Consider the following 26,533-nt stretch of genomic DNA (forward strand, 5'->3'; position numbering starts at 1 on the left):
GTCCCCCTCCTCATGAGGACACCACTTCCCATGTACAAGTTCTTCTTCGACCTGGTCTTCAAGCGGATGGACCCGGAGCAGGCCCACCACCTCGCCTTCCGATGGATCCGGCTCGCGGTCCGCGTCCCCGTCCTGCGTACCTTCGCCGCCGCGTTCCTGGCGCCCCGCTACAAGGAACTGCGCATCGAGGCGCTCGGCCTGCGGATGCACGGCCCCTTCGGTCTCGCGGCCGGCTTCGACAAGAACGCCGTCGCCGTCGACGGCATGTCGATGCTCGGCTTCGACCACGTCGAGATCGGCACCGTCACGGCGCAGCCGCAGCCCGGCAACCCCAAGAAGCGCCTCTTCCGGCTCGTCCCCGACCGCGCCCTGATCAACCGGATGGGCTTCAACAACGACGGCTCGGCCGCCGTGGCCGAGCGGCTCGCGGCCCGCCGCGAGATCTTCCGCACGGTCGTCGGCGTCAACATCGGCAAGACCAAGGTGGTCCCGGAGGAGGAGGCGGTCGGCGACTACGTGACCTCCACCGAGCGCCTGGCCGCCCACGCCGACTACCTCGTCGTCAACGTCTCCTCGCCGAACACCCCCGGCCTGCGCAACCTCCAAGCCACCGAGTCGCTGCGCCCGCTGCTGACCGCCGTGCGCGAGGCCGCCGACAGCACCGTGACGGACCGCCGTGTACCGCTGCTGGTCAAGATCGCCCCCGACCTCGCGGACGAGGACGTGGACGCCGTCGCCGACCTCGCCCTGGAGCTGGGCCTGGACGGCATCATCGCCACGAACACCACCATCGCGCGCGAGGGCCTCGGCCTGAAGTCCTCTGCCGAGCTGGTCAAGGAGACCGGCGGGCTGTCCGGCCGGCCCGTCAAGGAGCGTTCCCTGGAGGTCCTGCGCCGCCTGTACGCCCGTGTGGGCGACCGCATCACCCTCGTCGGCGTCGGCGGCATCGAGAACGCCGAGGACGCCTGGCAGCGCATCCTCGCCGGCGCCACCCTCGTCCAGGGCTACAGCGCCTTCATCTACGAGGGCCCCTGCTACGCCCGCGCCATCCACAAGGGCCTCGCCGCGCGCCTCGCCGCGAGCCCCTACGCCACCCTCGCCGAGGCCGTCGGCGCCGAGACGCGAAAGGCCGCTTCATGACCCTCCCGGAAACCTTCGGCGCACGGCTGCGCCACGCCATGGACACCCGCGGCCCGCTGTGTGTCGGCATCGACCCGCACGCCTCGCTGCTCACCGCTTGGGGGCTGAACGACGACGTCGACGGTCTCGAGCGGTTCACCCGCACCACGGTCGAGGCGCTCGCCGACCGGGTCGCCGTCCTCAAGCCGCAGTCGGCGTTCTTCGAGCGCTTCGGCTCACGCGGCATCGCCGTGCTGGAGAAGGCCGTGGCGGAGGCGCGAGCGGCCGGTGCGCTGGTCCTGATGGACGCCAAGCGGGGCGACATCGGCTCGACCATGGGCGCGTACGCGGAGACCTACCTCCGCAAGGACTCCCCGCTGTTCTCCGACGCCGTCACCGTCTCCCCGTACCTGGGCTTCGGATCGCTGCGCCCGGCCCTGGACCAGGCCGTGCTGAGCGGCTGCGGTGTGTTCGTCCTGGCGCTCACCTCCAACCCGGAGGGCGCGGAGGTGCAGCGCTCGACCGCGGCCGGCGGGAAGTCGCTGGCCCAGGTGATGCTCGACCACATGGCCGCGGAGAACGCCGGGGCGCAGCCCCTCGGACCGGTCGGCGCGGTAGTGGGCGCGACACTCGGCGACGCGGGCGTGGACCTCGACATCAACGGGCCGCTGCTGGCCCCCGGCATCGGCGCCCAGGGCGCGACGCCGGCGGACCTCCCCGGGGTCTTCGGCGCGGCCGTCCGCAATGTGGTGCCGAGCGTCAGCCGCGGTGTCCTTCGGCACGGACCGGACGTGCGGGGGCTGCGCGAGTCGGCCGCTCGCTTCGCCGATGAGATCCGCGCGGCGGTCGCCTCGGTCTGACGGCCGCCGGAGCGTCCGCCGCGGAAGCTCTCCGTGCACATGGCGTCGGCTCTGCGTAACGCCGTCACCAGCGGCGGACGCGCGGAAGGCTGCCTTCAGGGCCGTCGGGCACCCCTCGCGCGGCGGTCGGAGAGTGGCGTCAGGGAGCGGCCGGAAGATTCTTTGACGGTTTCTTCACGCAAATCCCGGTTGTTTTGCCCGAATTGTCCTGGTCGGTCGATGCTGACCAGGACTTTTCGTCTGTTCTCGCTGACTGGAGCGGCCATGGCCGCTAGTCTCCGTCGAAGAGAACGTGCAGGGCAGAAGCGCTGCGTTGCTCGTTGCTCCCCCTGGTGTGGGGCGATCAGGTTCCTCACCGGTCCGTATCCGACAGTTCGACATCCGAGGTGACGTAGGCGTGGCTCTTCCGCCCCTTACCCCTGAACAGCGCGCAGCCGCGCTCGAAAAGGCCGCCGCGGCTCGCCGGGAGCGGGCCGAGGTCAAGAATCGACTCAAGCACTCCGGCGCCTCCCTCCACGAGGTCATCAAGCAGGGCCAGGAGAACGACGTCATCGGCAAGATGAAGGTCTCCGCCCTCCTCGAGTCCCTGCCGGGCGTGGGCAAGGTCCGCGCCAAGCAGATCATGGAGAGGCTCGGCATCTCCGAGAGCCGCCGGGTCCGTGGTCTCGGCTCCAACCAGATCGCCTCCTTGGAGCGCGAGTTCGGCGGCGGTGCCGCCTGACGTTCCCGGGCACTCCCGAGAACCTGGATAATCGCTGCATGGCAGCAGAGGTACGTCCGCGGCTGACCGTGCTCTCCGGCCCCTCCGGGGTCGGCAAGAGCACGGTCGTCGCTCATATGCGCAAGGTCCACCCCGAGGTCTGGCTCTCGGTGTCGGCAACCACCCGGAAGCCGCGACCCGGCGAGAAGCACGGCGTCCAGTACTTCTTCGTCAGTGACGAGGAGTTCGACAAGCTGGTCGCCAACGGCGAGCTGCTGGAGTGGGCCGAGTTCGCGGGCAACCGCTACGGCACGCCCCGTCGCGCGGTTCTCGACCGCCTGGAGGCGGGCGAGCCGGTGCTGCTGGAGATCGATCTCCAGGGCGCCCGGCAGGTGAAGGAGTCCATGCCGGATTCCCGGCTGGTCTTCCTCGCCCCGCCGAGCTGGGAGGAGTTGGTCCGCCGCCTCACCGGGCGCGGCACCGAGTCCCCCGAGGTCATCGAGCGCCGGCTGACGGTCGCCAAGGTGGAGCTGGCGGCCGAGTCGGAGTTCGACACCACCCTGGTCAACACCTCCGTCGAGGACGTGGCCCGTGAGCTGCTAGCCTTGATGGCAGTTGTTTGATCTTTTGTCCGATCTTTCTGCAAGTTCTTCGGAAGGCATAGCGTGTCCTCTTCCATCACCGCGCCCGAGGGCATCATCAACCCTCCGATCGACGAGCTGCTCGAGGCGACCGACTCGAAGTACAGCCTCGTGATCTACGCCGCCAAGCGCGCGCGTCAGATCAACGCGTACTACTCGCAGCTCGGTGAGGGCCTGCTCGAGTACGTCGGGCCGCTCGTGGACACCCACGTCCACGAGAAGCCGCTCTCGATCGCCCTGCGTGAGATCAACGCGGGTCTGCTGACCTCCGAGGCCATCGAGGGCCCGGCCCAGTAAGCGCGGCAAGCTTCTCCCACAGGCCCGGCGGACTGTCCGCCGGGCCTGTGGCGTGCATCAAGGGTGGTGCGAGACGCTCGTCCGTGAGTGATGCAGCATGAGGACGTAACGATCCGGGCCCAACGACCGGTGGGCACCAGTGGAGGGCGGGAGACGCGGTGGTGGACTCAGTGGACGGCTCGGTGGACGCGGCGGTCAGGCCGAAGGTGGTTCTGGGCGTGAGCGGGGGCATCGCCGCCTACAAGGCGTGCGAGCTGCTGCGCAGGCTCACGGAATCCGGCCACGAGGTCCGGGTCGTGCCGACCGCGTCGGCACTGCAGTTCGTCGGCGCGCCGACCTGGTCCGCGCTCTCCGGGCAGCCCGTCCACACCGACGTCTGGTCGGACGTCCACGAGGTCCCGCACGTACGCATCGGTCAGCACGCCGACCTGGTCGTCGTCGCGCCCGCCACCGCGGACATGCTCGCCAAGGCCGCCCACGGCCTCGCCGACGACCTCCTCACCAACACCCTCCTCACCGCCCGCTGCCCGGTCGTCTTCGCCCCGGCGATGCACACCGAGATGTGGGAGCACCCTGCCACCCAGGAGAACGTCGCCACCCTGCGCCGCCGCGGCGCCGTCGTGATCGAGCCGGCCGTGGGCCGGCTCACCGGCGTCGACACCGGCAAGGGCCGGCTGCCCGACCCGGGTGAGATCTTCGAGATCTGCCGCCGCGTCCTCGCCCGTGGGGTCGAGGCACCCGACCTGGCAGGCCGCCATGTCGTCGTCAGCGCGGGCGGCACCCGCGAACCCCTCGACCCGGTCCGCTACCTCGGCAACCGCTCCTCCGGCAAGCAGGGCTACGCGCTCGCACGCACCGCCGCCGCCCGCGGGGCACGCGTCACCCTCGTCGAGGCGAACACCGGGATGCCGGACCCGGCAGGCGTCGACGTCGTCCACGTCGGCACGGCGGTGCAACTGCGCGAGGCCGTGCTCAAGGCTGCCGCGGACGCCGACGCCGTCGTCATGGCCGCCGCCGTCGCGGACTTCCGCCCCGCCGCCTACGCCGAGGGCAAGATCAAGAAGAAGGACGGCGTGGAGGCCCCGGTCGTCACCCTGGTGCGCAACCCCGACATCCTCGCCGAGATCTCCGCGGACCGTGCCCGTCCCGGCCAGGTGATCGTCGGCTTCGCCGCCGAGACCGACGACGTACTGGCCAACGGCCGCGACAAGCTGCGCCGCAAGGGCTGCGACCTGCTCGTCGTCAACGAGGTGGGGGAGCACAGGACATTCGGGGCCGAGGTCAACGAGGCCGTCGTGCTGTCCGCGGACGGCGGCGAGACGCCGGTTCCGCACGGCCCCAAGGAGGCCCTCGCCGACACGGTCTGGGACCTCGTCGTACCCCGGCTCGCCTGAGGCCTCTCCCGCGCTCTCCCACAGGTACCGCGAGGGTCCCGTGAGCACCGGGCGACACGGGATCGACGGGCCGGCCACGGAAACCTGCGAAATGTGGCGAATCGCTCACCACCAGGCGCTATCGTCGTACCGTCTCGGCCGTGGCCCCAGGTCAGCGGACTCCCAGCCTGCGAGACGGGTTGTCCGGTCCCGGAGCGCGACCGATAAACTGGTTGCGGAACGTCGCGGGGCGCAGCCCCCTGCCGGTCCGTCAATGATCAGCCAGCAGCCGCTGCAACCCCAGGGAGCGATGTGTCCCGCCGTCTCTTCACCTCGGAGTCCGTGACCGAGGGTCACCCCGACAAGATCGCCGACCAGATCAGCGACACGATTCTCGACGCCCTCCTCCGGGAGGACCCCACTTCCCGGGTAGCCGTGGAGACCTTGATCACCACCGGCCTTGTGCACGTCGCCGGTGAAGTGACCACCAAGGCTTACGCCGACATCCCCACGCTCGTGCGCAACAAGATCCTGGAGATCGGCTACGACTCCTCGAAGAAGGGCTTCGACGGGGCCTCCTGCGGAGTGTCGGTCTCCATCGGCGCGCAGTCCCCGGACATCGCGCAGGGCGTCGACACCGCGTACGAGAAGCGCGTCGAGGGCGACGAGGACGAGCTCGACAAGCAGGGCGCCGGCGACCAGGGCCTGATGTTCGGTTACGCCTGCGACGAGACGCCCGAGCTGATGCCGCTGCCGATCCACCTGGCGCACCGGCTCTCCCGCCGCCTGTCCGAGGTCCGCAAGAACGGCACCATCCCCTACCTGCGCCCGGACGGTAAGACCCAGGTCACCATCGAGTACGACGGCGACAAGGCCGTCCGCCTCGACACCGTGGTCGTCTCCTCGCAGCACGCCTCCGACATCGACCTGGACTCGCTGCTCGCCCCCGACATCCGCGAGTTCGTCGTCGAGCACGTGCTGAAGCAACTCGTCGAGGACGGCATCAAGCTCGACACCGACGGCTACCGTCTCCTGGTGAACCCGACCGGCCGCTTCGAGATCGGCGGCCCGATGGGCGACGCCGGACTGACCGGCCGCAAGATCATCATCGACACGTACGGCGGCATGGCCCGCCACGGCGGCGGCGCGTTCTCCGGCAAGGACCCGTCCAAGGTCGACCGCTCCGCCGCGTACGCCATGCGCTGGGTCGCCAAGAACGTCGTCGCCGCCGGGCTCGCCGCCCGCTGCGAGGTCCAGGTCGCCTACGCCATCGGCAAGGCCGAGCCCGTCGGCCTGTTCGTCGAGACGTTCGGCACCGCGACGGTCGACGTCGAGAAGATCGAGCAGGCCATCGCCGCGGTCTTCGACCTCCGGCCGGCCGCGATCATCCGTGACCTCGACCTGCTGCGCCCGATCTACGCCCAGACCGCGGCGTACGGCCACTTCGGCCGCGAGCTGCCCGACTACACGTGGGAGCGCACGGACCGCGTGGACGCTCTGCGCGCGGCGGCGGGCCTGTAGACCAGCCCGCACACGGCTCCACGAGGGGCCCCGGACCGTTCCCGGTCCGGGGCCCCTCTCGTGCCGCGCGGACGGGTCCCGGACAGGTGCCGGGCGAGCGGCGCTGTCAGTGGTCTCTGGCAGGATTTGCCTGTGAGCAGCGATGACAAGCAGCCTTCCGAGCCCGTCGGTGACGGGCCGGAGCAGCTTGCGCTCATCCGCGAGAGCGTCCGCAAGGCCAAGGTCCCCAAGGCGAAACCACGTACGTGGCGCGGAGCCGCGCTCGCCGAGGACCTCCCCGTCGCCCGCGTCATGGTCAACAAGGGCGCCCTCCACCTCGACCAGTTCTTCGACTACGCCGTCCCCGAGGAGCTCGACGCCGACGCCAGGCCCGGAGTGCGGGTGCGCGTGCGCTTCGGCGCCGGAGCGCACCGCGTCCGCGGCGGACGCCGCGAAGGCGGCGGCCTGATCGACGGCTTCCTCATCGAGCGGCGCGCCGAATCCGACTACCAGGGAGCGCTCGCCGCACTCGCCTACGTCGTCTCGCCCGAGCCGGTCCTCAGCCCCGAGATCCTCTCCCTCGCCCGCGCCGTCGCGGACCGGTACGCGGGCAGCCTCGCCGACGTGCTGCAGCTCGCCGTACCCCCGAGGAACGGGAGGGCCGAGGCCGCCCCCTCCCCGGAGCCACTCCCGCCGCCCCCGCGCCCGTCCCCGCCACATGGCAGCGGTACGTACGGGGCCCCGCCTTCATCGAGTCCCTCGCGGCCGGCGGATCACCACGCGCCGTCTGGACCGCGCTGCCCGGACCGCACTGGCCCGACGAACTCGCCCGGGCCGTCGCCGCGACCCTCGCGTCCGGGCGGGGCGCCCTCGTCGTCGTCCCCGACGGCCGCCGCGCCGCCCGTGTGGACACCGCGCTCACCACCGTGCTCGGCGAAGGGCGCCACGCACTGCTGACCGCCGAATCCGGCCCCGAGAAGCGGTACCGGCAATGGCTCGCCGTCCGCCGCGGCTCCGTCCGCGCGGTCGTCGGCACCCGCGCCGCCATGTTCGCCCCCGTGCAGAACCTCGGGCTCGTCGTCGTCTGGGACGACGGCGACTCCAGCCACAGCGACGACCGCGCCCCCTTCCCCCACGTCCGCGAAGTCCTCGAACTGCGGGCCAGCCACGACCGGTGCGGATTCCTGCTCGGCAGCACCAGTTGCACCGTCGAAGCCGCCCAGCTCGTCGAGAGCGGCTGGGCGGCACCGCTCGTCGCCGACCGGGCCCAGGTGCGGGCCGCCGCCCCCGTCGTACGGACGGTCGGTGACCACGACCTGGCACGGGACGAGGCCGCTCGCGCGGCACGCCTGCCCAGCATCGCCTGGCAGGCGGTCAGGGACGGGCTCGCCGACGGGCCCGTCCTCGTCCAGGTCCCGAGACGCGGCTACGTACCGCGGCTCGCCTGCGAGCGCTGCCGCACGCCCGCCCGTTGCCGCCACTGCGCCGGGCCGCTCGAAGCGCCCGACGAACGCGACCTGCGGTGCGGCTGGTGCGGGAGCGCGGAGCCCCAATGGCACTGCGGCGCCTGCGGTGCCACCCGGCTGCGGGCCCAGATCGTCGGTGCCCGGCGCACCGCCGAAGAACTCGGCCGCGCGTTTCCGGCCGTGCCGGTCCGGACCTCCGGTCGCGACCACATCCTCGACAGCGTCCCGGCGCGCCCCGCGCTCGTCGTCTCCACCCCCGGCGCCGAGCCCGTCGCCGACGGCGGCTACACGGCCGCGGCGCTCCTCGACGGTTGGGCCATGCTCGGCCGGCCCGACCTGCGCGCCGGCGAGGAAGCGCTGCGCCGCTGGATCGCCGCCGCCGCGCTCGTGCGGCCCCAGTCGGACGGCGGAGTGGTCGTCGTCGTCGCCGAACCGACCCTGCGGCCCGTGCAGGCCCTCGTCCGCTGGGACCCGGTCGGGCATGCGCTGCGAGAGCTCGCGGAACGGGCCGAGCTCGGCTTTCCGCCGGTGTCGCGGATGGCGGAGGTCGTCGGAGCGGCGCCGTCCGTGGCGGCGTTCCTCGCGGACGTGGCACTGCCCCCGGACGCGGAGGTCCTCGGGCCCGTCCCGCTGCCGGTCCCCGAGCGCCCCGGTGCGCGCCGGCCCGACGCGCCCGCGGAGGCCGCCCGGGCGCTGCTCCGGGTGCCACCGGGGAGCGGGGCGGCGCTGGCCGCGGCGCTCAAGTCGGCACAGGCGGCGCGCTTGGCACGGGGCGGCCAGGACCAGGTACGCATCCGCATCGACCCGCCCGACATCGGCTGACCCGGCGGGGGCCGCGTCTCGGGCGCGGCCCGGTGCGGGTACGTGTCGCCCCTGGCGGGGCTTCGGCCCGGTGTCGCTGCGTGTCGCCCCTGCGGGCGCGGCCTCCCCCGGGGGCGTGTCGCCCTGCGGGCGCGGCCTCGTCCGGTCGCGTGTCCTCCTGCGGGCGCGGCCTCGTCCGGTCGCGTGTCGCCTCCTCGGCGGGTGGCGCCGGGCACGTGGTGGTGTGGCCGCAGGCGTGGCCGGCATGGGGGTGTGTCGCCGCTGCGGGCGCGGGCGCGGGCCGGGGAGGTGCGTGTCGCCCCTGTGGTCCGTTGCGTGGGGCCCTGGCGGGGCGTGGTCTGGTCCTGGTGCGTGGGCCCCTGCGGGCTGGGGCCCGGTCGGGCCCCGGTGTGTGGCGTCCCTACGGGCCGGGCCTGGTCCGGTGGGGTGGCGCCCGTGCGAGGCGGGGCTTGCCCGGGGCGCCCCCCTGCGTGGCGCCCCTGGCGGGGTGTGGCTGCGCGGGTGGTGGGTGCCGGTGGTCGGGGCCTCCGGAGGGGGGTGTCCGGAATGGCTGTCCTCACCGCGCTGCGCGCGAGTTGCGACGCTTTACTTCCGGACACCCCCCTCCTACGACCCCGCCCCCCTCCCGCAGGTGGGGCCAACTCGGGCCGGTGGCCGTTGCATGCGGGGCGACGGTCCGGCCTCTGGGCGTGAGCTCGAGGGTGTTCGCGGCGCGAAGCTACCGGCCTTGGGGGCGTGGGGGCGTCAGCCCCCACCGAATCTTCCCTCTGCGGAGGGGAAAGGGCGTCGGCCCCCATCGGGTCGGGGGCGTGCGCCGGTGTTGGGAATGGCCGGGCCGGGCCGTTTCCGTCGGGTGGGGCGGGCGGGCACGTGCCTGTCGCGGCGCGAAGCTGCCGTCCTTGGGGTTGTGGGGGCCTCAGCCCCCACCAAACCTCCCCCTCCGGGGGCAGCCCCGGCGGGGCCGGGGCCTGTCCCGGTTCGGGAAGGGGCGGGGTGGGGAAGGGCCACGCGCAGCGGCATGGCGCCGGACCGCGCATGGGGCCGGTGCGAACCCCCACGAGGGCGGGACTTGGCCCGCGATGGGAGGGCCGGCCTGGGGCCAGGGGCGCGTGGCCCCAGGCCCCCGGGGTGGGCGTCAGCCGTTGCGGGGGCCCGGGAAGGCGCTCGGGCGGGTGTCGCTCGGCTGCGGCGGCATCGAGCGGGCCGCCGGGACCGCCGGGACGGCGGACAGGCCCGGCGGCGGCAGCGTGCGCGTCGCGGCGCCCTCCGGCTCCGCCGGCGCCGCGGCAGCCTGCCGTCGCGAGCCGTAACGGCGGTGCACCGCCTGCTTGGTGACGCCGAGGGCCGAGCCGACCGCGTCCCAGGAGAAGCCGAGGGAGCGGTCGAAGTCCACGGCCGCGGTCACGAGGGTTTCGACGCTGTCCCGCAGTTCCTGCGCGAGGCGGACGGTCGGGGCGGGTGCCCTGCCATAGACGACGAAGCCCGTGGACGGGCCGGAGCGGCGGGGGCGGTAGACGTTCCCCAGCTGGGCGGTGAGCGTGCGCAATGCGTCCACCTGCCGGCGGACCCGCTCGATGTCCCGCACCAGCAGATGCAGGCTGGCCCGGGCTTGGGCGTCGTGGGTTGCGTGGTCGGCCATTGACAAGCCTCTCGAACCGGCGGTTAAAAGGGGTCGGGTCGCGTCCGGGGCGGCCCGCTTCGGTCAATCTCTCTTGACCAACGCGCCGGTGGGTGGTCTGGTCACGCTTCGGGGCGTATGTGCCTGTGCGCGGGGCGCGCGGGCTCCCGTACGCCCCCTGCTGCCACGGCTCATAGACTGGTGTGCTGCTCGTCACCGCACGTCCCAGTCTGAGAGGCAGTCAGCCACCGATGAAGCTCGTCTTCGCAGGTACTCCCGAGGTCGCCGTCCCCGCCCTGGACGCCCTGATCGCCTCCGACCGGCACGAGGTCGCCGCCGTCGTCACCCGGCCCGACGCGCCGGCGGGCCGCGGGCGGCGGCTGGTCGCCAGCCCCGTCGCGCAGCGCGCCGCCGATGCCGGGATCGAGGTGCTCAAGCCGGCGAGGCCTCGCGACGAGGAGTTCCTCGCGCGGCTGCGGGAGATCGACCCCGACTGCTGTCCCGTCGTCGCCTACGGCGCCCTGCTGCCCAAGGCTGCCCTCGACGTGCCCGCCCACGGCTGGGTGAACCTGCACTTCTCGCTGCTGCCCGCCTGGCGTGGCGCCGCCCCGGTGCAGCACGCGATCCTCGCCGGTGACGAGATGACCGGCGCGGCGACGTTCCGGATCGAGGAAGGGCTCGACACGGGACCGGTGTACGGCGTGATCACGGAGCCCGTGCGCCCCACGGACACGAGCGGCGATCTGCTGACGCGGCTGGCCTTCGCCGGTGCCGGACTGCTCGCGGCGACGATGGACGGCATCGAGGACGGCACCCTGCGGCCCGTGCCGCAGCCCGCGGACGGTGTCACGCTGGCCCCGAAGATCACCGTCGAGGACGCCCACGTCGACTGGACCGCTCCCGCGCTGCGGGTCGACCGGGTCGTGCGGGGCTGCACTCCCGCGCCGGGCGCGTGGACGGCCTTCCGTGGCGAGCGCCTCAAGCTCGTCCAGGTCGCGCTGCTGCCCGACCGCAAGGACCTCGGACCGGGCGAGCTCGACGCCGGCAAGAACCACGTGCACGTGGGCACCGGGTCCCACGCCGTGGAGCTGTTGTGGGTCCAGCCGCAGGGCAAGAAGCCGATGCGTGCGGCGGACTGGGCGCGGGGTGTGCGGATCGCACCTGGCGAGAGGGTCGGCGCACCGGTCGTAGGCTGAGAGGGATCACGTTTCATCGAACGCGGAGCACCTTTTGAGTGAGCAGTCCCGTCACCGTCCCGCCAAGCCGTACCGCCGCCCCAAGAAGGACCCCGTGCGGATCCTCGCCTTCGAGGCGCTGCGGGCCGTCGACGAGAGGGACGCGTACGCCAACCTCGTCCTGCCGCCGCTGCTGAAGAAGGCACGCGAGAAGGACGACTTCGACGGGCGGGACGCGGCGCTCGCGACGGAACTCGTGTACGGGACACTGCGCCGCCAGGGCACCTACGACGCGATCATCGCGGCCTGCATCGACCGGCCGCTGCGGGAGGTCGACCCGCCGGTGCTGGACGTCCTCGCGCTCGGCGCGCACCAGCTGCTGGGGACGCGCATCCCCACGCACGCGGCCGTCTCCGCGAGCGTGGAACTGGCGAGGGTGGTGCTCGGCGACGGGCGCGCGAAGTTCGTGAACGCCGTGCTCCGCAAGATCTCGCAGCACGACATGGACGCCTGGCTGGAGAAGGTCGCACCGCCCTACGACGAGGACGCGGAAGATCATCTGGCGGTCGTCCACTCGCACCCCCGGTGGGTCGTCTCCGCCCTGTGGGACTCGCTCGGCGGCGGCCGCGCCGGCATCGAGGACCTGCTGGAGGCCGACAACGAGCGGCCCGAGGTGACGCTCGTGGCGCGGCCGGGCCGGTCGACCACCGGCGAGCTGACGGACCTCCTGGGTGCGGACTCCGTCCTGCCCGGCCGCTGGTCCCCCTACGCCGTCCGGCTGGCCGAGGGCGGCGAGCCGGGCGCCATCGAGGCCGTGCGGGACGGACGCGCGGGCGTCCAGGACGAAGGCAGCCAGCTGGTGGCGATCGCCCTCGCCGACGCGCCGCTGGAAGGCAGCGACGAGCGCTGGCTCGACGGGTGCGCGGGGCCCGGCGGCAAGGCGGCGCTCCTCGGCGCACTCGCGGCCGGCCGTGGCGCGTCCCTGCTTGCCGCTGAGAAGCAGCCGCACCGCGCCCGGCTGGTGGAGCGGGCACTCGCCGGCAACCCGGGGCCGTACCAGGTGGTCGCGGCGGACGGCACGCGCCCGCCGTGGCGTGAGGGCGTGTTCGACCGGGTGCTCGTCGACGTCCCCTGCTCGGGACTCGGCGCGCTGCGCCGCCGCCCCGAAGCCCGCTGGCGCCGCCGCCCCTCGGACCTCGAGGGCTTCGCCCCGCTCCAGCGGGAGCTGCTGCGTGAGGCACTGAAGGCCGTACGGGTCGGTGGAGTGGTCGGGTACGCGACCTGTTCGCCGCATCTCGCCGAGACACGCGTCGTCGTGGAGGACGTCCTGCGCGGCCGCGGCGGTCCCGCCGTCGAGGCGGAGTGGGTGGACGCCCGCCCGCTGATGCCCGGCGTCCCGGCGCTGGGCGACGGCCCCGATGTGCAGCTGTGGCCGCATCTGCACGGCACGGACGCGATGTACCTGGCCCTGCTGCGGCGCACCGCCTAGGACAGAGTCCGGCGGTCCCCGGCCGGCTCACGGCCGCGGGGCCGTCTGCCGGGCCTCCTCGCGGGCCAGCCTGTGGGGCCACCACACCTTCGGGCCCACGTCCAGGAACAGCGACGTGACCAGCACGGAGCGGACGACCAGGGTGTCCAGCAGGACGCCCAGCGCCACCGCGAAGCCGATCTCGGCGAACGCGACCATGGGCAGCGTCCCGAGGGCGGCGAACGTACCCGCGAGGACCAGACCCGCCGAGGTGATCACCGCGCCCGTCGCGGCGAGGCCCGTGACCACGCCGCGCGCGGTGCCCTGCCGGCGGGCCTCCTCACGGATACGGGTCGTGAGGAAGATGTTGTAGTCGATGCCCAGCGCCACCAGGAACACGAAGACGAACAGCGGGAAGTCCGTCGACTCGCCGGCATAGTCGAAGAGGTACCGGAAGGCGAGTGCGCTCAGCCCGAGCGCGGCGGCGAACGACAGCACCACAGTGCCGATCAGCAGCAGCGGCGCGACCAGGGATCTCAGCAGCACCATCAGGATCAGCAGCACCACGAGCAGCACGAGCGGGATGATCAGCATGTTGTCGTGGGTCGTCGCTGCGTCCATGTCCAGCAGCGCCGCCGTGCCACCGCCCACCTGCGCGTCCGCGTCGGGGACGGCGTGCACGGCGTCCCTGACCTGCTCGACGGTGTCCTTGGCGGCCTGGCTGTCGGCGGGATCCTCCAGCGTGGCCTCGAAGAGCACCCGGCCCTCGTGCACCGGCGCGGTACCGGGCGGCAGCCCGAGCGACGTGGGCACCACACCGGGTGTCGCGGCCACCGCCTCGCCCACCTGACGGGCCTGCCCCGCGTTGCTGATGACCACCAGAGGATCGCCGCTGCCCGCCGGGAAGTACCTGGCCTGGACCTCCTGGCCGGTGATCGAGTCGGGCTTGCCGGTGAAGGCATCGGCGTTGCTGATGCCCTCCGCGCGCAACTGCGTGAGCCCCAGGGCGCACACCGCGAGAGCGACCGCCGTGCCGGCCCACACCGCTCGGGGACGACGGGAGATCGACCGTCCGGTACGGGCCCAGAAGCCGCGCTCGGTGGGCTCGGGGGAGCCCAGGTGCGGGACCACCGGCCAGAAGATCCAGCGGCCGAAGATCACCAGGAGCGCGGGGAACAGCGTCAGCATGGCGACGAGGGCGACGGCGACGCCGATGGCGGCCACGGGACCGAGACCGCGCGTGGAGTTCATCTCCGCGGCCATCAGCACCAGCATGCCGAGGACCACCGTCGCACCGCTCGCGAGCACCGCCGGGCCCGCCCGGTGCAGTGCCAGCGCCATCGCCTCGTGCCGGTCGTCGTGGCGGCGCAGCTCCTCCCGGTAGCGGGCGACCAGCAACAGGGCGTAGTCCGTGCCCGCGCCGAAAACGAGGACGGTCAGGATGCCCGCACTCTGGCCGTTGACCGTCAGACCGGCATGCTCCGCCATCAGATAGATCACGGCCTGAGCGGCGCCGAGGGCCGCGATCACCGAGAACAACGGGACCAGCAGCAGGGTCGGGCTGCGATAGGTGATCAACAGCATCACGATCACGACGGCCATCGCGGAGAACAGCAGCGTCGAATCGATGCCCTCGAAGGCCTCGGAGAAGTCGGCCGAAGTGCCGCCCGGGCCGGTGACGTGCACCGACATGCCGTCGCCGCCCGTGCCCGTCTCCGCGCGGATCGAGTCGACTGCCGGGGCGATCCGTTCCCACCCCTCCTCGTCCATGGTGATCGGGACGAAGACCTGGGCGGCCCGTGGATCCACCGGCCGGTCGAAGACCGGGCCGCGGGTCTCGGCGCCGCGCACGCCGTGGTCGCGCAGCTCCTTGACGGCCGCGACGTCCGCGCTGATCCGCTCGCGGTCGGCGGCGGTGAGACCGTCCTCGCGCGCGTAGACGACGATCGCGGGAATCACCTCGGGCCGGAAGCCCTCCGCCTCGGCCAGCACCTGGGTGGACTCGGCGCTGCCCGGCAGCCAGGAAGCGGCGTCGTTGTCCTGCGCGTCCGTGAGTTTCTGCGCAAGGGGGAAGGCCAGCACCATGACCGCGAGCCACAGGACCAGCACGATCCACTTGCTGCGCCGTCCGCAGACAAGGTGCGCGATTCCCTTGCCGGCAGCCCCTGAAGGTGCCGTGTCGTGTTCCGCCTCCGCCATGACGCTCCCGTATCTGCCTCTGCGGGGACCGAATCGCCGGAATTGCGGGGGGCTGGGCCGGTCCGGTGTGTCGTTGGTCCATACCGAGTGCCGTCCCGGGGAGGGGAAGTGCCCGAGGACATGGCAGTCTTGGCGCATGGCCGTTCAGATCAACCCCAGTATCCTCTCCGCGGACTTCTCGCGCCTGGCGGAAGAGGCCAAGGCCGTCGAGGGTGCCGACTGGCTCCATGTCGACGTGATGGACAACCACTTCGTGCCCAACCTGACGTTGGGCGTGCCGGTCGTGGAGTCGCTCGCCAAGGCGACGGGCACCCCGCTGGACTGCCATCTGATGATCGAGGACCCCGACCGCTGGGCTCCCCAGTACATCGAGGCGGGGGCCGGGTCCGTCACCTTCCACGTCGAGGCCGCCGCCGCGCCCGTGCGGCTGGCCCGCGAGATCCGGGCGAAGGGCGCGCGGGCCTCGATGGCCCTCAGGCCGGCCACCCCGATCGAGCCGTACGAGGATCTGCTCCCCGAGCTCGACATGCTCCTGATCATGACCGTGGAGCCGGGCTTCGGCGGTCAGGCGTTCCTCGACATCATGCTGCCGAAGATCCGCCGCACCCGGGAGCTCATCTCCAAGCACGGCCTCCAGCTGTGGCTGCAGGTCGACGGCGGGGTGTCGGCGTCGACCATCGAGCAGTGCGCGGAGGCGGGCGCCGACGTGTTCGTGGCGGGTTCCGCGGTCTACGGCGCGGACGATCCGGCGGAGGCGGTGCGGAAACTTCGTGACCAGGCGGCGGCGGTGACCGCTTCCGCGGCCTGGGCGTGCGGGCACTGAAACGTGCCCGTGCTTGTTCAACCGATGTTGGCCCGGCAGGGCTGATCAAGGGCGCACGGATCTGACAGGATGGCGGATCCGGAGTGTGTACAACGGCAAGTTCGTACGGCATGAACAGCAGTGAGGAGATCGCGGTGTCTGCTAGGTCGGCGGGACGGTCTGCCCTGCGGATGGGGCCCGCTGAGCTTGTGCAGGCGGCGGCCATGGCCCGTCGCTTCTACCTCGAGGGCAAGTCCAAGATCCAGATCGCCGAGGAGTTCGGCGTCAGCCGCTTCAAGGTCGCCAGGGTCCTGGAGACCGCTCTCGAGCGTGATCTCGTCCGCATCGAGATCCGCGTCCCCGCCGAGCTCGACGCCGAACGCTCCGACGCGTTGCGCGCCCACTTCGGGCTGCGGCACGCGGTCGTCGTCGAGTCGCCCTCGGAGGGCGCGGACGAGTCGCCCGACCCGGAGAACCTGGGCGAGGTCGCCGCCGATCTGCTCGGCGAACTGGTGGCCGAGGGCGATGTGCTGGGCCTGGCGTGGGGCCGGTCCACCATTCACATGGCCGCGGCCCTCGACCGGCTGCCGCCGTGCACGGTCGTCCAGCTCACCGGCGTGTACGACGCGGGAACCGCGGAGCGCGGCTCCGTCGAGGCGGTACGAAGAGCGGCCCAGGTGTCCGGTGGCGAGGCCCACCCCATCTACGCCCCGATGCTGCTGCCCGACCCCGCGACGGCGGCGGCGCTGCGCCACCAGACGGGCATCGCGCGGGCCTTCGACTACTTCGACAAGGTCACCGTCGCCTGTGTCTCGATCGGCTCCTGGGAGCCCGGCATCTCCACCGTCCACGACATGCTCTCCGACGAGGAGCGCGCCCACTACGCCTCCCTCGGTGTGGCCGCCGAGATGTCCGCCCACCTCTTCGACACCCAGGGCCGCCGGGTCGGCCGTGACCTGGGAGAGCGCTGCATCACGGTCGAGGCCGACCGGCTGCGCCGCATTCCCGAGGTCGTGGCCATCGCGGGCGGTCCCCGCAAGGCGGAGGCGATCGGCGCCGTGCTCCGTTCCGGTCTGGTCACCAGCCTCGTGACGGACACGGCGGCGGCCGATCTGCTGCTGACCGCGGCGCCCGGTCCGCGCCCGGCGCTGGAGCGAGCCGACCCGGACGACTGAGCGAGCCCGGGCCCGTGGCCCGCTGCCGACGGCTTGGTGCGATCGCACCAAGGCACCCGTTCTGACCTGGACGATTGTCCTGAGCCGTTCAGGGGTGCCGGCATGGGAGAATGAAGTACGTGCGATTTCCTCCGGCTGCATCGCCGGGGGGCCGACTCCGATCGACTGGGATGTTAAGCACGTGCGTTTCCTCAACGACATCAAGCCGCCGTACGACCTGACGTACGACGATGTGTTCATGGTGCCGAGCCGCTCGGCCGTCGGTTCGCGGCAGGGCGTGGACCTCTCCTCCCCGGACGGGACCGGCACGACGGTGCCGCTGGTCGTGGCAAACATGACCGCCATCGCGGGCCGCCGGATGGCCGAGACCGTCGCCCGCCGCGGCGGCCTCGTCGTCATCCCCCAGGACATCCCGATCGACGTCGTCACCGACGTCATCTCCTGGGTGAAGACCCGCCACCACGTGCTGGACACCCCGATCGTGCTGGTCCCGCACCAGACCGTCGCCGATGCCCTGTCCCTGCTGCCGAAGCGGGCGCACGGCGCGGGCGTCGTCGTGGACGAGGAGCGCCGGCCCGTCGGCATCGTCACCGACCACGACCTGGCCGGGGTCGACCGGTTCACCCAGCTCTCCGAGGTCATGTCGAAGGACCTGCTGCTCCTCGACGCGGACATCGACCCCCGCGAGGCGTTCAACACCCTCGACGGCGCCAACCGGCGCTACGCGCCCGCCGTGGACGGCTCCGGCAGGCTCGCCGGTGTGCTGACCCGCAAGGGCGCCCTGCGCGCGACGCTGTACACCCCTGCGGTCGACGCCGCCGGCCGGCTGCGGATCGCCGCGGCCGTCGGCATCAACGGCGATGTGGCGGGCAAGGCCAAGCAGTTGCTCGACGCGGGTGTCGACACGCTGGTCGTCGACACCGCGCACGGCCACCAGGAGTCGATGATCAGCGCCGTCAAGGCCGTTCGCGCCCTCGACCCGCAGGTGCCGATCGTCGCCGGCAACGTCGTCGCGGCGGAGGGCGTGCGCGACCTGATCGAGGCCGGCGCTGACATCGTCAAGGTCGGTGTGGGTCCCGGCGCCATGTGCACCACCCGCATGATGACCGGTGTGGGCCGGCCCCAGTTCTCGGCCGTCCTGGAATGTGCCGCGGAGGCGAAGAAGTTCGGCAAGCACGTCTGGGCGGACGGCGGTGTACGCCACCCCCGCGACGTGGCGATGGCGCTGGCCGCTGGTGCGTCCAACGTCATGATCGGCTCGTGGTTCGCCGGCACGTACGAGTCCCCGGGTGACCTTCAGCAGGCCCCCGACGGGCGGTTCTACAAGGAGTCCTTCGGCATGGCGTCGAAGCGCGCCGTGCGCAACCGCACCAGCGAGGAGTCCGCGTACGACCGGGCCCGTAAGGGCCTGTTCGAAGAGGGGATCTCGCACTCGCGGATGTTCCTCGACGCGAGCCGTCCGGGCGTGGAGGACCTGATCGACTCGATCATCGCGGGCGTCCGCTCCTCGTGCACGTACGCCGGCGCGGGCTCCCTGGAGGAGTTCGCGGAGAAGGCGATCGTCGGCATCCAGAGCGCCGCCGGATACGCGGAGGGCAAGCCCCTGCACGCCAGCTGGAACTGACCCGCAGTCATATGGTCCGGCCCCCGTAGGACGTGGGGGCCGGACCATGTCGGTTTTCGGCCAACTCAACTTCGTACGCATGCGGCACGGCGTCGCGGGTAGGCGCGTTCTCGCACTGACATCGGAGCAGGGGAGGACGAAGTGTCCACGGCGAGCACGGTCCCGACCGAACTCACTCGGCCTGAAGCACAGCGCCCGGAAATTCTGGAGCTCGAGCTTCCGGAAGTGGAGAACCCGGGGGAGGTTGCACCCAAGGACGCACGTGAGATCTCGAAGACATTCTTCGCGCGGCTGGCCTCTCTCGAGGAGGGCACCCACGAATACCAATACGTGCGCAACACCCTGATCGAGCTCAACCTGGCCCTCGTGAAGTACGCCGCGGGCCGGTTCCGCAACCGCGCGGAGCAGATGGAGGACATCATCCAGGTCGGTACGATCGGCCTGATCAAGGCGATCGACCGCTTCGAGCTGAGCCGTGAGGTGGAGTTCGCGACGTTCGCCGTCCCGTACATCATCGGTGAGATCAAGCGCTTCTTCCGCGACACCAGTTGGGCCGTCCACGTCCCGCGGCGGCTTCAGGAACTGAGGATCGACCTCGCCAAGGCCGTCGACGAGCTCTCGCAGAAGCTCGACCACGCACCCACCACGGCCGAACTCGCGGAGCACCTCGGGATGGACGAGGAGGAGATCATCGAGGGTGTCGTCGCGAGCAACGGCTACACGGCCGGTTCGATCGACATGCCGATGGACGACGCCTCCGACCATGGGGCCGTGCCGCTGTCCGACCGGCTGGGCGCGCCGGACGCCGAGCTGGAGATCGCGGAGAACGTGCAGGCGCTCAAGCCGCTGATCGAGGAGCTCGACGAGCGCGACCGGCGCATCCTGCAGATGCGGTTCGGCGAGGAGATGACGCAGTCGGAGATCGGCGCGGAGCTCGGCGTCTCCCAGATGCATGTCTCCCGGCTGCTGTCGCGGATCACCGCACGTCTGCGTGAAGGGCTGCTCGTCGTGGAGTGACTTCCGCGGTGCCGGCGGGCGGCCGTGGCCGCCCGCCGTGGACCGCGCCCGGGCCCGGCCCCTCGAAGGCCCGGGCCCGTCAAGAGACCGGAGCCCCCACGGGCAGAAGCGGCGTCCTGCCCGTCAGGACGCCGCTTCTGTTTCCCGGTCCGTCGTGCGCGGTCGTGAGCGAGGACATCAGCTCGCGGCGGGCACGCGAGGAGAGGATGGCGGTCAGCAGCTTGCCGTGGCGGGGCGCGCCCAAGTCGCCCGTATGCTCTTGCCGTAGGGGAGCTCACGGACCTCCACGCGGCCGGCGAGCCGCTGCACCATGTGCCATCCGAAGCCGCCGCCGCCGGCGAAGTCCGGCTGCCGGGGGACCGGTGGCAGCGGACTGGAGTCGTCCATCTGGACGACCAGGGTGTCGTGTCCGGCCGTCAGGCGCAGCCGCCACCAGCCGGCGGTGTGGCGCACGGCGTTGGTGACGAGTTCGGAGACGACCAGCAGCACGGCGTCGGCGTCGGCCCACGCGCAGTGCTGCAGCAGGAACTCCGCGGTGGCCGCACGTGCGCCCGCGCTGTCCCTGCTCTCCTTGTGGGGCGATTCCTCGATCACCACCTGCGGCTGTGCGTTCATCATCGCTCGCATACCCAGAAGTCGCGCGAGTATCAACCCCGCCCACCGGTATCTCACACGGTGACGGGAGCGCCGGGGTTTCCCACGGTTCGGGACGCGATCCGGCCGAGGCCGTCATGACACTCCTGTTTCGCCGTAGCGCAATGTTTCCCCGTGGCTCCCGTCAGCGCGCAATGATCGTCCGCTGATGCGCAACAACGGTGCATTACGGCTGTGAGCAGCGGACTCGTAGGCTCGACCCCCGTACCAGGAGTGGCGGTGACCGTCTGCTCGGCGGTCCCTCACCCATGCGCGGGCTTCTTCTGCCTGCCCGCGGGCCGCCGTCGGGCCGCCCGCCGAGCCGCAGCGATGAAGGAGCCGACGACGTGCTGGACCAAGGCGCAGCGCCACCGACGACCGAGCCGTCGAACGGAAGGGGCCGGGGGACCGGTGCCCGGCTGATGAGAAGGAAGCCGGTCGAGCGGCTGGTCGCGGAAGGTGGGCAGGGCGAGGGCGGAGCGCTGCGCCGCTCGCTGTCCATGTGGCAGCTGACCATGATCAGCATCGGTGCCACACTCGGCACCGGCATTTTCGTCGTGCTCGGCGAGGCCGTTCCCGAGGCGGGCCCCGCCGTCACCGTCTCGTTCGTGATCGCCGGTCTGACCGCGCTGTTCTCGGCGCTCTCGTACGCGGAGCTGGCCGGCACCATTCCGGTCTCCGGATCGTCCTACTCGTACGCCTACGCCACGATGGGCGAGCTCGTCGCCTGGGTCTGCGGCTGGTGTCTCATCCTCGAGTACGGGGTCTCCGTCGCCGCCGTGGCGGTCGGCTGGGGCGAGTACCTCAACGAACTCCTCGCCGGCACCATCGGTGTCACCATCCCGCAGGCCCTGTCGGCGCCGCCCGGCGACGGCGGGTTCTTCAACCTGCCCGCCCTCCTCGTCGTACTGCTCGCCATGGTGTTCCTGCTCGGAGGGGCCCGCGAGAGCGCCCGCGCCAACACCGTCATGGTCGTGGTGAAGATCGCCGCTCTGGTGCTGTTCTGCGCCGTCGGGATCCAGGGCTTCCGCAGCGGCAACTACGAGAACTTCATGCCGCTGGGCATGGCGGGCGTCAGCGCCGCCGGAGCGTCCCTGTTCTTCTCGTACATCGGTTTCGACGCCGCCTCCACGGCCGGCGAGGAGGCCAAGAACCCTCAGCGTGACCTGCCGCGTGCCATCATGCTGTCCCTGCTGATCGTCACCGCGCTGTACGTGCTGGTCGCCGCGGTAGCCGTCGGCGCCCGCCCGTGGGAGGGCTTCGGCGAGTCCGAGGCCGCGCTCGCCGGGATCATGGAGGACGTCACCGGGCAGAGCTTCTGGGCCGTGCTGCTCGCCGCGGGAGCCGTCATCGCCATCGCCAGCGTCGTGCTGACGGTGCTGTACGGGCAGACCCGCATCCTGTTCGCCATGTCGCGCGACGGCCTGGTGCCCAAGGTGTTCTCCCGCGTGCACGCCAAGAGCGGTGCGCCCCGCGCCAACACGGTGATCGTCTCGCTGTTCTGCGGCGTGCTCGCCGCCGCCGTGCCGCTGGGCCGGCTGGCCGACGCCACGAGCATCGGAACCTTGTTCGCGTTCGCGCTGGTCAACGTGGCCGTCGTCGTGCTGCGCCGGACCCGCCCGGACATGAAGCGGACCTTCCGGGTGCCACTGTCGCCGCTCTTCCCGGTGATCGGCTTCGCGTTCTGCGTCTGGATGATGTTCAGCCTCGACACCATCACCTGGATCGTCTTCGGGGTCTGGATGGCGGTGGGCCTGGCCGTCTACTTCGGCTACGGAATGCGCAGGTCCGCACTGCGGTGAGGCCGCGCCAGGGGCACGTGCCCGTATCCCTGATGGATACTGTCTTGACCAGGGAGCCGCTGCTCCCCGGCACGGACCGAGCATGGTGTGAAAGTTGCTGAACGACCTCGACGAGCGCATCGTCCATGCCCTGGCGGAGGACGCCCGCCGCTCCTACGCGGACATCGGCTCGATGGTGGGGCTCTCCGCCCCGGCGGTGAAACGACGGGTGGACCGGCTGCGCGCCGAGGGCGCCATCACCGGTTTCACCGTGCGGGTCGACCCCAAGGCGCTCGGCTGGGCCACCGAAGGGTTCATCGAGATCTTCTGCAGCCGCAACACCTCTCCCGAGGCGATCGAGCGCGGCCTCAAGCGCTACCCGGAGATCGCGTCGGCCTCCACCGTCACCGGTGAGGCGGACGCGATCGTCCAGGTCTTCGCCTCCGACATGCGCCACTTCGAGCGGGTGCTCGAACGCATCGCGGGGGAGCCTTTCGTGGAGCGCACCAAGTCGGTCCTGGTGCTCTCCCCGCTGCTGCGGCGGTTCTCCTCCGGCGCTCCCGCGTAGCGCCCACGGCTCCTCGGGCCGGCCCCGCTTCCCGGGGCCGGCCCGTCCGCGTGATCCCGCTGGTGAGTGCTGTGCCATGACCCCGGGGGTGACCGGAGCGCGACGCACGGTGGCATGTCGGGGCGTGCCGTCGGAGCGGGCCTCGGGCGGCGCAACGAATCGACGGACTGGGCGGGAACGACGCAACACATCGACCGTCCGCGCGCAACGCTCGCGCCTTGTCCCGGCCGATTGCCGGACCGTACCTTCATAGATGTCTCCCGTTCACCAGCCCCATGCCCGAGGTCACCCATGCCCCTGCGCACCGCCCTGCTCCAGAGTTCCGGCCGTCCGGGCTCGGTCGCGGAGAATCTGAAGGTGCTCGACGAGGCCGCGGACCGGGCCGCCGAGGCCGGTGCGGGGCTGCTCGTCTGCCCCGAGATGTTCCTCACCGGATACGCGATCGGTGACGATGTGCCGATGCTCGCCGAGCGTGCGGACGGGCCCGGCGCGCTCGCCGTCGCCGACATCGCCGTACGCCACGGCATCGCGGTGCTCTACGGCTACCCCGAGCGGGCGGACGAGGGCAGCGGCACGGCCGGCGATCCGGGCACGATCCACAACTCCGCCCAGCTGATCGACGCCTCCGGGCAGCGCCTCGCGAACTACCGCAAGACGCACCTCTTCGGCTGCTTCGAGCAGCGATGGTTCACCCCGGGCGAGGAGACCGTCGTCCAGGCCGAGCTCGACGGCATCCGCATCGGCATGCTGATCTGCTACGACGTGGAGTTCCCCGAGAACGTCCGCGCCCACGCCCTGGCCGGCACCGACCTGCTGCTGGTGCCCACCGCGCAGATGCACCCCTTCCAGTTCGTCGCCGAATCGCTGGTGCCGGTCCGCGCCTTCGAGAGCCAGATGTACGTCGCGTACGTCAACAGGACCGGCCCGGAAGGCGAGTTCGAGTTCGTCGGCCTCAGCTGTCTCGCCGCCCCCGACGGGACGGTGCGCACCCGCGCCGGCCGCGGGGAGGAGCTCGTCATCGGCGAGGTGGACCCCGAGCTGCTCAGCGCATCGCGCGAGAACAACCCGTACCTGCGTGACCGGCGGCCGGGCCTGTACGGCTCGCTGACCTGACGCCCGCCGACCCCTGCCTCACCGCCCCACCGCTTCGCCTTTCCCCGCAAGGAGTCCGTACCCCATGACGTCCACGGTGCCCACCACCGCCGTCCAGCACAGCGACGCGCAGCCGCCGATCACCATGTTCGGTCCGGACTTCCCCTACGCCTACGACGACTTCCTCGCGCATCCCGCGGGCCTCGGCCAGATACCCGCGACCGAGCACGGCGCCGAGGTCGCGGTCATCGGCGGCGGCCTCTCCGGCATCGTCGCCGCCTACGAGCTGATGAAGATGGGCCTGAAGCCCGTCGTCTACGAGGCCGACCGGATCGGCGGCCGGCTGCGCACCGTCGGCTTCGAGGGCACCGGCACGGACGAGCTGACCGCCGAGATGGGCGCGATGCGCTTCCCGCCCTCCTCCACGGCGCTCCAGCACTACATCGACCTCGTGGGCCTGACCACCCGGCCGTTCCCCAACCCGCTCGCCCCCTCCACCCCGTCGACCGTCGTCGACCTCAAGGGCGAGTCGCACTACGCGGAGACCATCGACGACCTGCCGCAGGTCTACCGCGACGTGATGAACGCCTGGAACGCCTGCCTGGAGGAGGGCGCCGACTTCTCCGACATGAACCAGGCCATGCGCGAGCGCGACGTCCCGCGCATCCGCGAGATCTGGGCCAAGCTTGTCGAGAAGCTCGACAACCAGACCTTCTACGGCTTCCTGTGCGACTCGGAGGCCTTCAAGTCCTTCCGGCACCGGGAGATCTTCGGGCAGGTCGGCTTCGGCACCGGCGGCTGGGACACCGACTTCCCCAACTCCATCCTGGAGATCCTGCGCGTCGTCTACTCGGAGGCCGACGACCACCACCGCGGCATCGTCGAGGGCAGCCAGCAGTTGCCGCTGCGCCTGTGGGAGCGCGAGCCGCAGAAGATCGTCCACTGGCCGCTCGGCACCTCGCTGTCCTCGCTGCACGACGGCACCCCCCGCCCGGCGGTGACCCGGCTGTCCCGCACGGCGGGCAACCGCATCACGGTCACCGACGCGGCCGGCGACATCCGCACCTACCGGGCGGCGATCTTCACCGCCCAGTCGTGGATGCTGCTGTCCAAGATCGCCTGTGACGACGCGCTGTTCCCCATCGACCACTGGACGGCGATGGAGCGCACCCACTACATGGAGTCCTCCAAGCTGTTCGTGCCGGTGGACCGGCCGTTCTGGCTGGACAAGGACGAGCTCACCGGACGCGACACCATGTCGATGACGCTGACCGACCGGATGACCCGCGGCACGTACCTGCTGGACAACGGCCCGGACGAGCCGGCCGTCATCTGCCTGTCGTACACCTGGTGCGACGACAGCCTGAAGTGGCTGCCGCTGTCCGCGAACGAGCGGATGGAGGTCATGCTGAAGTCGCTCGGCGAGATCTACCCGAACGTCGACATCCGCAGCCACATCATCGGTAACCCGGTGACCGTGTCGTGGGAGAACGAGCCGTACTTCATGGGCGCGTTCAAGGCCAACCTGCCCGGCCACTACCGCTACCAGCGCCGGCTGTTCACCCACTTCATGCAGGACCGGCTGCCCGAGGACAAGCGCGGCATCTTCCTCGCCGGCGACGACATCTCGTGGACGGCGGGCTGGGCCGAGGGCGCCGTGCAGACCGCGCTCAACGCCGTGTGGGGCGTGATGGCCCACTTCGGCGGCGCGACCGACCCCTCCAACCCGGGTCCGGGCGACCTCTACGACGAGATCGCGCCGGTCGAACTGCCGGAGGACTGAGTCCCCGACCTCAGCGCCAGGGCGTCAGAAGACAGCGTCCGACCAGGCCGACACCGGCGTCCAGACGCTCGGTGAACTCCTCGGCCAGGTCGGGCAGGTCCCGCAGTCCCCACAGCAGCCGGGCCGCCGACCAGGCGCTGTCGCGGGCCCGCTCGAGGCTCCACGAGCCGACCAGATGGGTCAGCGGATCGGCGATCTCGAGCATGTCGGGGCCGGGCATCAGATCCTCGCGGATGTGTTCCTCCAACTGTACGAGGATGTCGCCGACCCGGTCGAACCCGCTTTCCAGGTCGGCCGGTTCACGGCCGAGCGCACGGCAGGTGTCCACGACGGCGAGCGCCAGGTCGTGTCCGATGTGGGCGTTGATCCCGGCGAGCGCGAACTGCAGCGGCCGCACGCCGGGATGGCGGCGGTACTGGAACAACGGCCGCCAGCACGCGGGCGGCCGCCGGTCCTCGGCCGCGTCGTCCACGGCCGCCAGATATCGGCGGGCGAAGAGCACGGCGAGCGTGTCGGCGGCCGGCCGGTCGGTGAAGTGCCCGGCCTCGGCATGCCGGCCGAACTCCTCCGTGACCGCCAGGTAGACCCGGTTGAACACCGCGAGCCCGTCGCCCGGGGGCAGGGCGGAACGCAGCGAGCGCATCCGCTCCACCACGGACCCGACCGGGGAAGGACCGTGGGCCGCCCGCACCGCGAACTGTTCCGTCTGCGCCATGGGGGCCAGGGTCCCAGCCCTGGGCCCGTCCGCGCGGTGACGGGCCGGGGCTTCCCCGGAAAGAGGGACGTTTCCGCAGTGACTACCGGCCGGTCGTCGGACCCG

General features: G+C 71.7%; 21 protein-coding genes and 1 pseudogene. 18 read left to right on the forward strand and 4 right to left on the reverse strand.

All coding sequences use genetic code 11. From position 1 onward, the window contains the following. The first annotated feature begins 30 nt into the window (after positions 1-30). From GLX30_RS29280 to GLX30_RS29315, 8 genes and pseudogenes are all read left to right on the forward strand, one after another. Positions 31-1,140: a quinone-dependent dihydroorotate dehydrogenase gene (locus GLX30_RS29280; RefSeq protein ID WP_159693863.1), complete on the forward strand. Its 1,110-nt coding sequence runs from the start codon at positions 31-33 to the stop codon at positions 1,138-1,140. Further along, positions 1,137-1,979 (forward strand): orotidine-5'-phosphate decarboxylase, encoded by an 843-nt coding sequence (gene pyrF / locus GLX30_RS29285; protein WP_159693865.1) that lies wholly within the window; start codon positions 1,137-1,139, stop codon positions 1,977-1,979. Before GLX30_RS29280 ends, pyrF begins: the two co-directional genes overlap by 4 nt. 397 nt (positions 1,980-2,376) lie before the next feature. Then, positions 2,377-2,700, forward strand: a complete 324-nt coding sequence (locus GLX30_RS29290; protein ID WP_005319887.1) for an integration host factor — start codon at positions 2,377-2,379, stop codon at positions 2,698-2,700. A 38-nt stretch (positions 2,701-2,738) separates the two neighbouring features. Next, positions 2,739-3,302 carry a guanylate kinase gene (gene gmk, locus GLX30_RS29295; RefSeq protein WP_159693867.1) on the forward strand — a complete coding sequence of 188 codons (564 nt, stop codon included), beginning with the start codon at positions 2,739-2,741 and terminating at the stop codon, positions 3,300-3,302. Between the two features lie 42 nt (positions 3,303-3,344). Further along, positions 3,345-3,617, forward strand: coding sequence for a DNA-directed RNA polymerase subunit omega (gene rpoZ, locus GLX30_RS29300; protein ID WP_005319902.1), 273 nt, complete (start codon positions 3,345-3,347; stop codon positions 3,615-3,617). Positions 3,618-3,775: 158 nt separating this feature from the next. Next, the gene (coaBC, locus tag GLX30_RS29305; protein WP_244258311.1) at positions 3,776-5,011 is read left to right on the forward strand and encodes a bifunctional phosphopantothenoylcysteine decarboxylase/phosphopantothenate--cysteine ligase CoaBC; all 1,236 of its coding nucleotides are present in this window, start codon (positions 3,776-3,778) and stop codon (positions 5,009-5,011) included. A 291-nt stretch (positions 5,012-5,302) separates the two neighbouring features. Next, positions 5,303-6,511, forward strand: a complete 1,209-nt coding sequence (gene metK / locus GLX30_RS29310; protein WP_159693869.1) for a methionine adenosyltransferase — start codon at positions 5,303-5,305, stop codon at positions 6,509-6,511. A gap of 132 nt (positions 6,512-6,643) precedes the next feature. Beyond that, a pseudogene (locus GLX30_RS29315) lies at positions 6,644-8,778 on the forward strand (primosomal protein N'). A gap of 1,135 nt (positions 8,779-9,913) precedes the next feature. Here GLX30_RS29315 and GLX30_RS29320 read toward each other — a convergent pair. Further along, a complete protein-coding gene (locus GLX30_RS29320) occupies positions 9,914-10,417 on the reverse strand; it encodes a hypothetical protein (RefSeq protein WP_159693871.1) in 504 nt (167 codons plus the stop codon). Between the two features lie 230 nt (positions 10,418-10,647). Here GLX30_RS29320 and fmt point away from each other — a divergent pair, with 230 nt between their 5' ends. Both fmt and GLX30_RS29330 read left to right on the forward strand, forming a co-directional pair. Further along, on the forward strand, positions 10,648-11,592 hold the full coding sequence (fmt, locus tag GLX30_RS29325; RefSeq protein ID WP_159693873.1) for a methionyl-tRNA formyltransferase: 945 nt from the start codon (positions 10,648-10,650) through the stop codon (positions 11,590-11,592). 34 nt (positions 11,593-11,626) lie between these two features. Then, positions 11,627-13,060, forward strand: coding sequence for a transcription antitermination factor NusB (locus GLX30_RS29330; RefSeq protein ID WP_159693875.1), 1,434 nt, complete (start codon positions 11,627-11,629; stop codon positions 13,058-13,060). Between the two features lie 27 nt (positions 13,061-13,087). Here the strand turns inward: GLX30_RS29330 and GLX30_RS29335 are convergent, their stop codons facing one another. After that, positions 13,088-15,238 carry an MMPL family transporter gene (locus GLX30_RS29335; protein WP_159693877.1) on the reverse strand — a complete coding sequence of 717 codons (2,151 nt, stop codon included), beginning with the start codon at positions 15,236-15,238 and terminating at the stop codon, positions 13,088-13,090. Between the two features lie 136 nt (positions 15,239-15,374). Between GLX30_RS29335 and rpe the strand changes: the two genes are divergently transcribed. The 4 genes from rpe to GLX30_RS29355 all read left to right on the forward strand — a co-directional run bounded on the left by rpe (position 15,375) and on the right by GLX30_RS29355 (position 19,856). Continuing rightward, positions 15,375-16,061 (forward strand): ribulose-phosphate 3-epimerase, encoded by a 687-nt coding sequence (gene rpe / locus GLX30_RS29340; protein ID WP_159693879.1) that lies wholly within the window; start codon positions 15,375-15,377, stop codon positions 16,059-16,061. Between the two features lie 110 nt (positions 16,062-16,171). After that, positions 16,172-17,215, forward strand: a complete 1,044-nt coding sequence (locus GLX30_RS29345; RefSeq protein WP_159693881.1) for a sugar-binding domain-containing protein — start codon at positions 16,172-16,174, stop codon at positions 17,213-17,215. 181 nt (positions 17,216-17,396) lie between these two features. Next, entirely contained in the window at positions 17,397-18,839 is a 1,443-nt protein-coding gene (locus GLX30_RS29350; protein WP_189473635.1) for a GuaB1 family IMP dehydrogenase-related protein, read from the forward strand. Between the two features lie 201 nt (positions 18,840-19,040). Then, on the forward strand, positions 19,041-19,856 hold the full coding sequence (locus tag GLX30_RS29355) for an RNA polymerase sigma factor SigF (protein WP_159695316.1): 816 nt from the start codon (positions 19,041-19,043) through the stop codon (positions 19,854-19,856). Positions 19,857-20,069: 213 nt separating this feature from the next. On the opposite strand, the gene GLX30_RS29360 is transcribed toward GLX30_RS29355, so the two are convergent. Further along, positions 20,070-20,483, reverse strand: a complete 414-nt coding sequence (locus GLX30_RS29360) for an ATP-binding protein (protein WP_208545512.1) — start codon at positions 20,481-20,483, stop codon at positions 20,070-20,072. Positions 20,484-20,836: 353 nt separating this feature from the next. Here GLX30_RS29360 and GLX30_RS29365 point away from each other — a divergent pair, with 353 nt between their 5' ends. The 4 genes from GLX30_RS29365 to GLX30_RS29380 all read left to right on the forward strand — a co-directional run bounded on the left by GLX30_RS29365 (position 20,837) and on the right by GLX30_RS29380 (position 25,713). Next, on the forward strand, positions 20,837-22,291 hold the full coding sequence (locus tag GLX30_RS29365) for an amino acid permease (protein ID WP_159693883.1): 1,455 nt from the start codon (positions 20,837-20,839) through the stop codon (positions 22,289-22,291). A gap of 94 nt (positions 22,292-22,385) precedes the next feature. Continuing rightward, positions 22,386-22,838, forward strand: a complete 453-nt coding sequence (locus GLX30_RS29370) for an Lrp/AsnC family transcriptional regulator (RefSeq protein ID WP_005319952.1) — start codon at positions 22,386-22,388, stop codon at positions 22,836-22,838. A gap of 291 nt (positions 22,839-23,129) precedes the next feature. Further along, positions 23,130-23,951 (forward strand): carbon-nitrogen hydrolase family protein, encoded by an 822-nt coding sequence (locus tag GLX30_RS29375; RefSeq protein WP_159693885.1) that lies wholly within the window; start codon positions 23,130-23,132, stop codon positions 23,949-23,951. A 64-nt stretch (positions 23,952-24,015) separates the two neighbouring features. Continuing rightward, positions 24,016-25,713: an NAD(P)/FAD-dependent oxidoreductase gene (locus GLX30_RS29380; RefSeq protein WP_159693887.1), complete on the forward strand. Its 1,698-nt coding sequence runs from the start codon at positions 24,016-24,018 to the stop codon at positions 25,711-25,713. A gap of 10 nt (positions 25,714-25,723) precedes the next feature. Here GLX30_RS29380 and GLX30_RS29385 read toward each other — a convergent pair whose 3' ends face one another. Continuing rightward, a complete protein-coding gene (locus GLX30_RS29385; protein ID WP_159693889.1) occupies positions 25,724-26,428 on the reverse strand; it encodes a DUF5995 family protein in 705 nt (234 codons plus the stop codon). Between the last annotated feature and the right edge of the window lie 105 nt (positions 26,429-26,533).

The sequence above is a fragment of the Streptomyces sp. Tu 2975 genome (assembly GCF_009832925.1).
GTDB lineage: Bacteria > Actinomycetota > Actinomycetes > Streptomycetales > Streptomycetaceae > Streptomyces.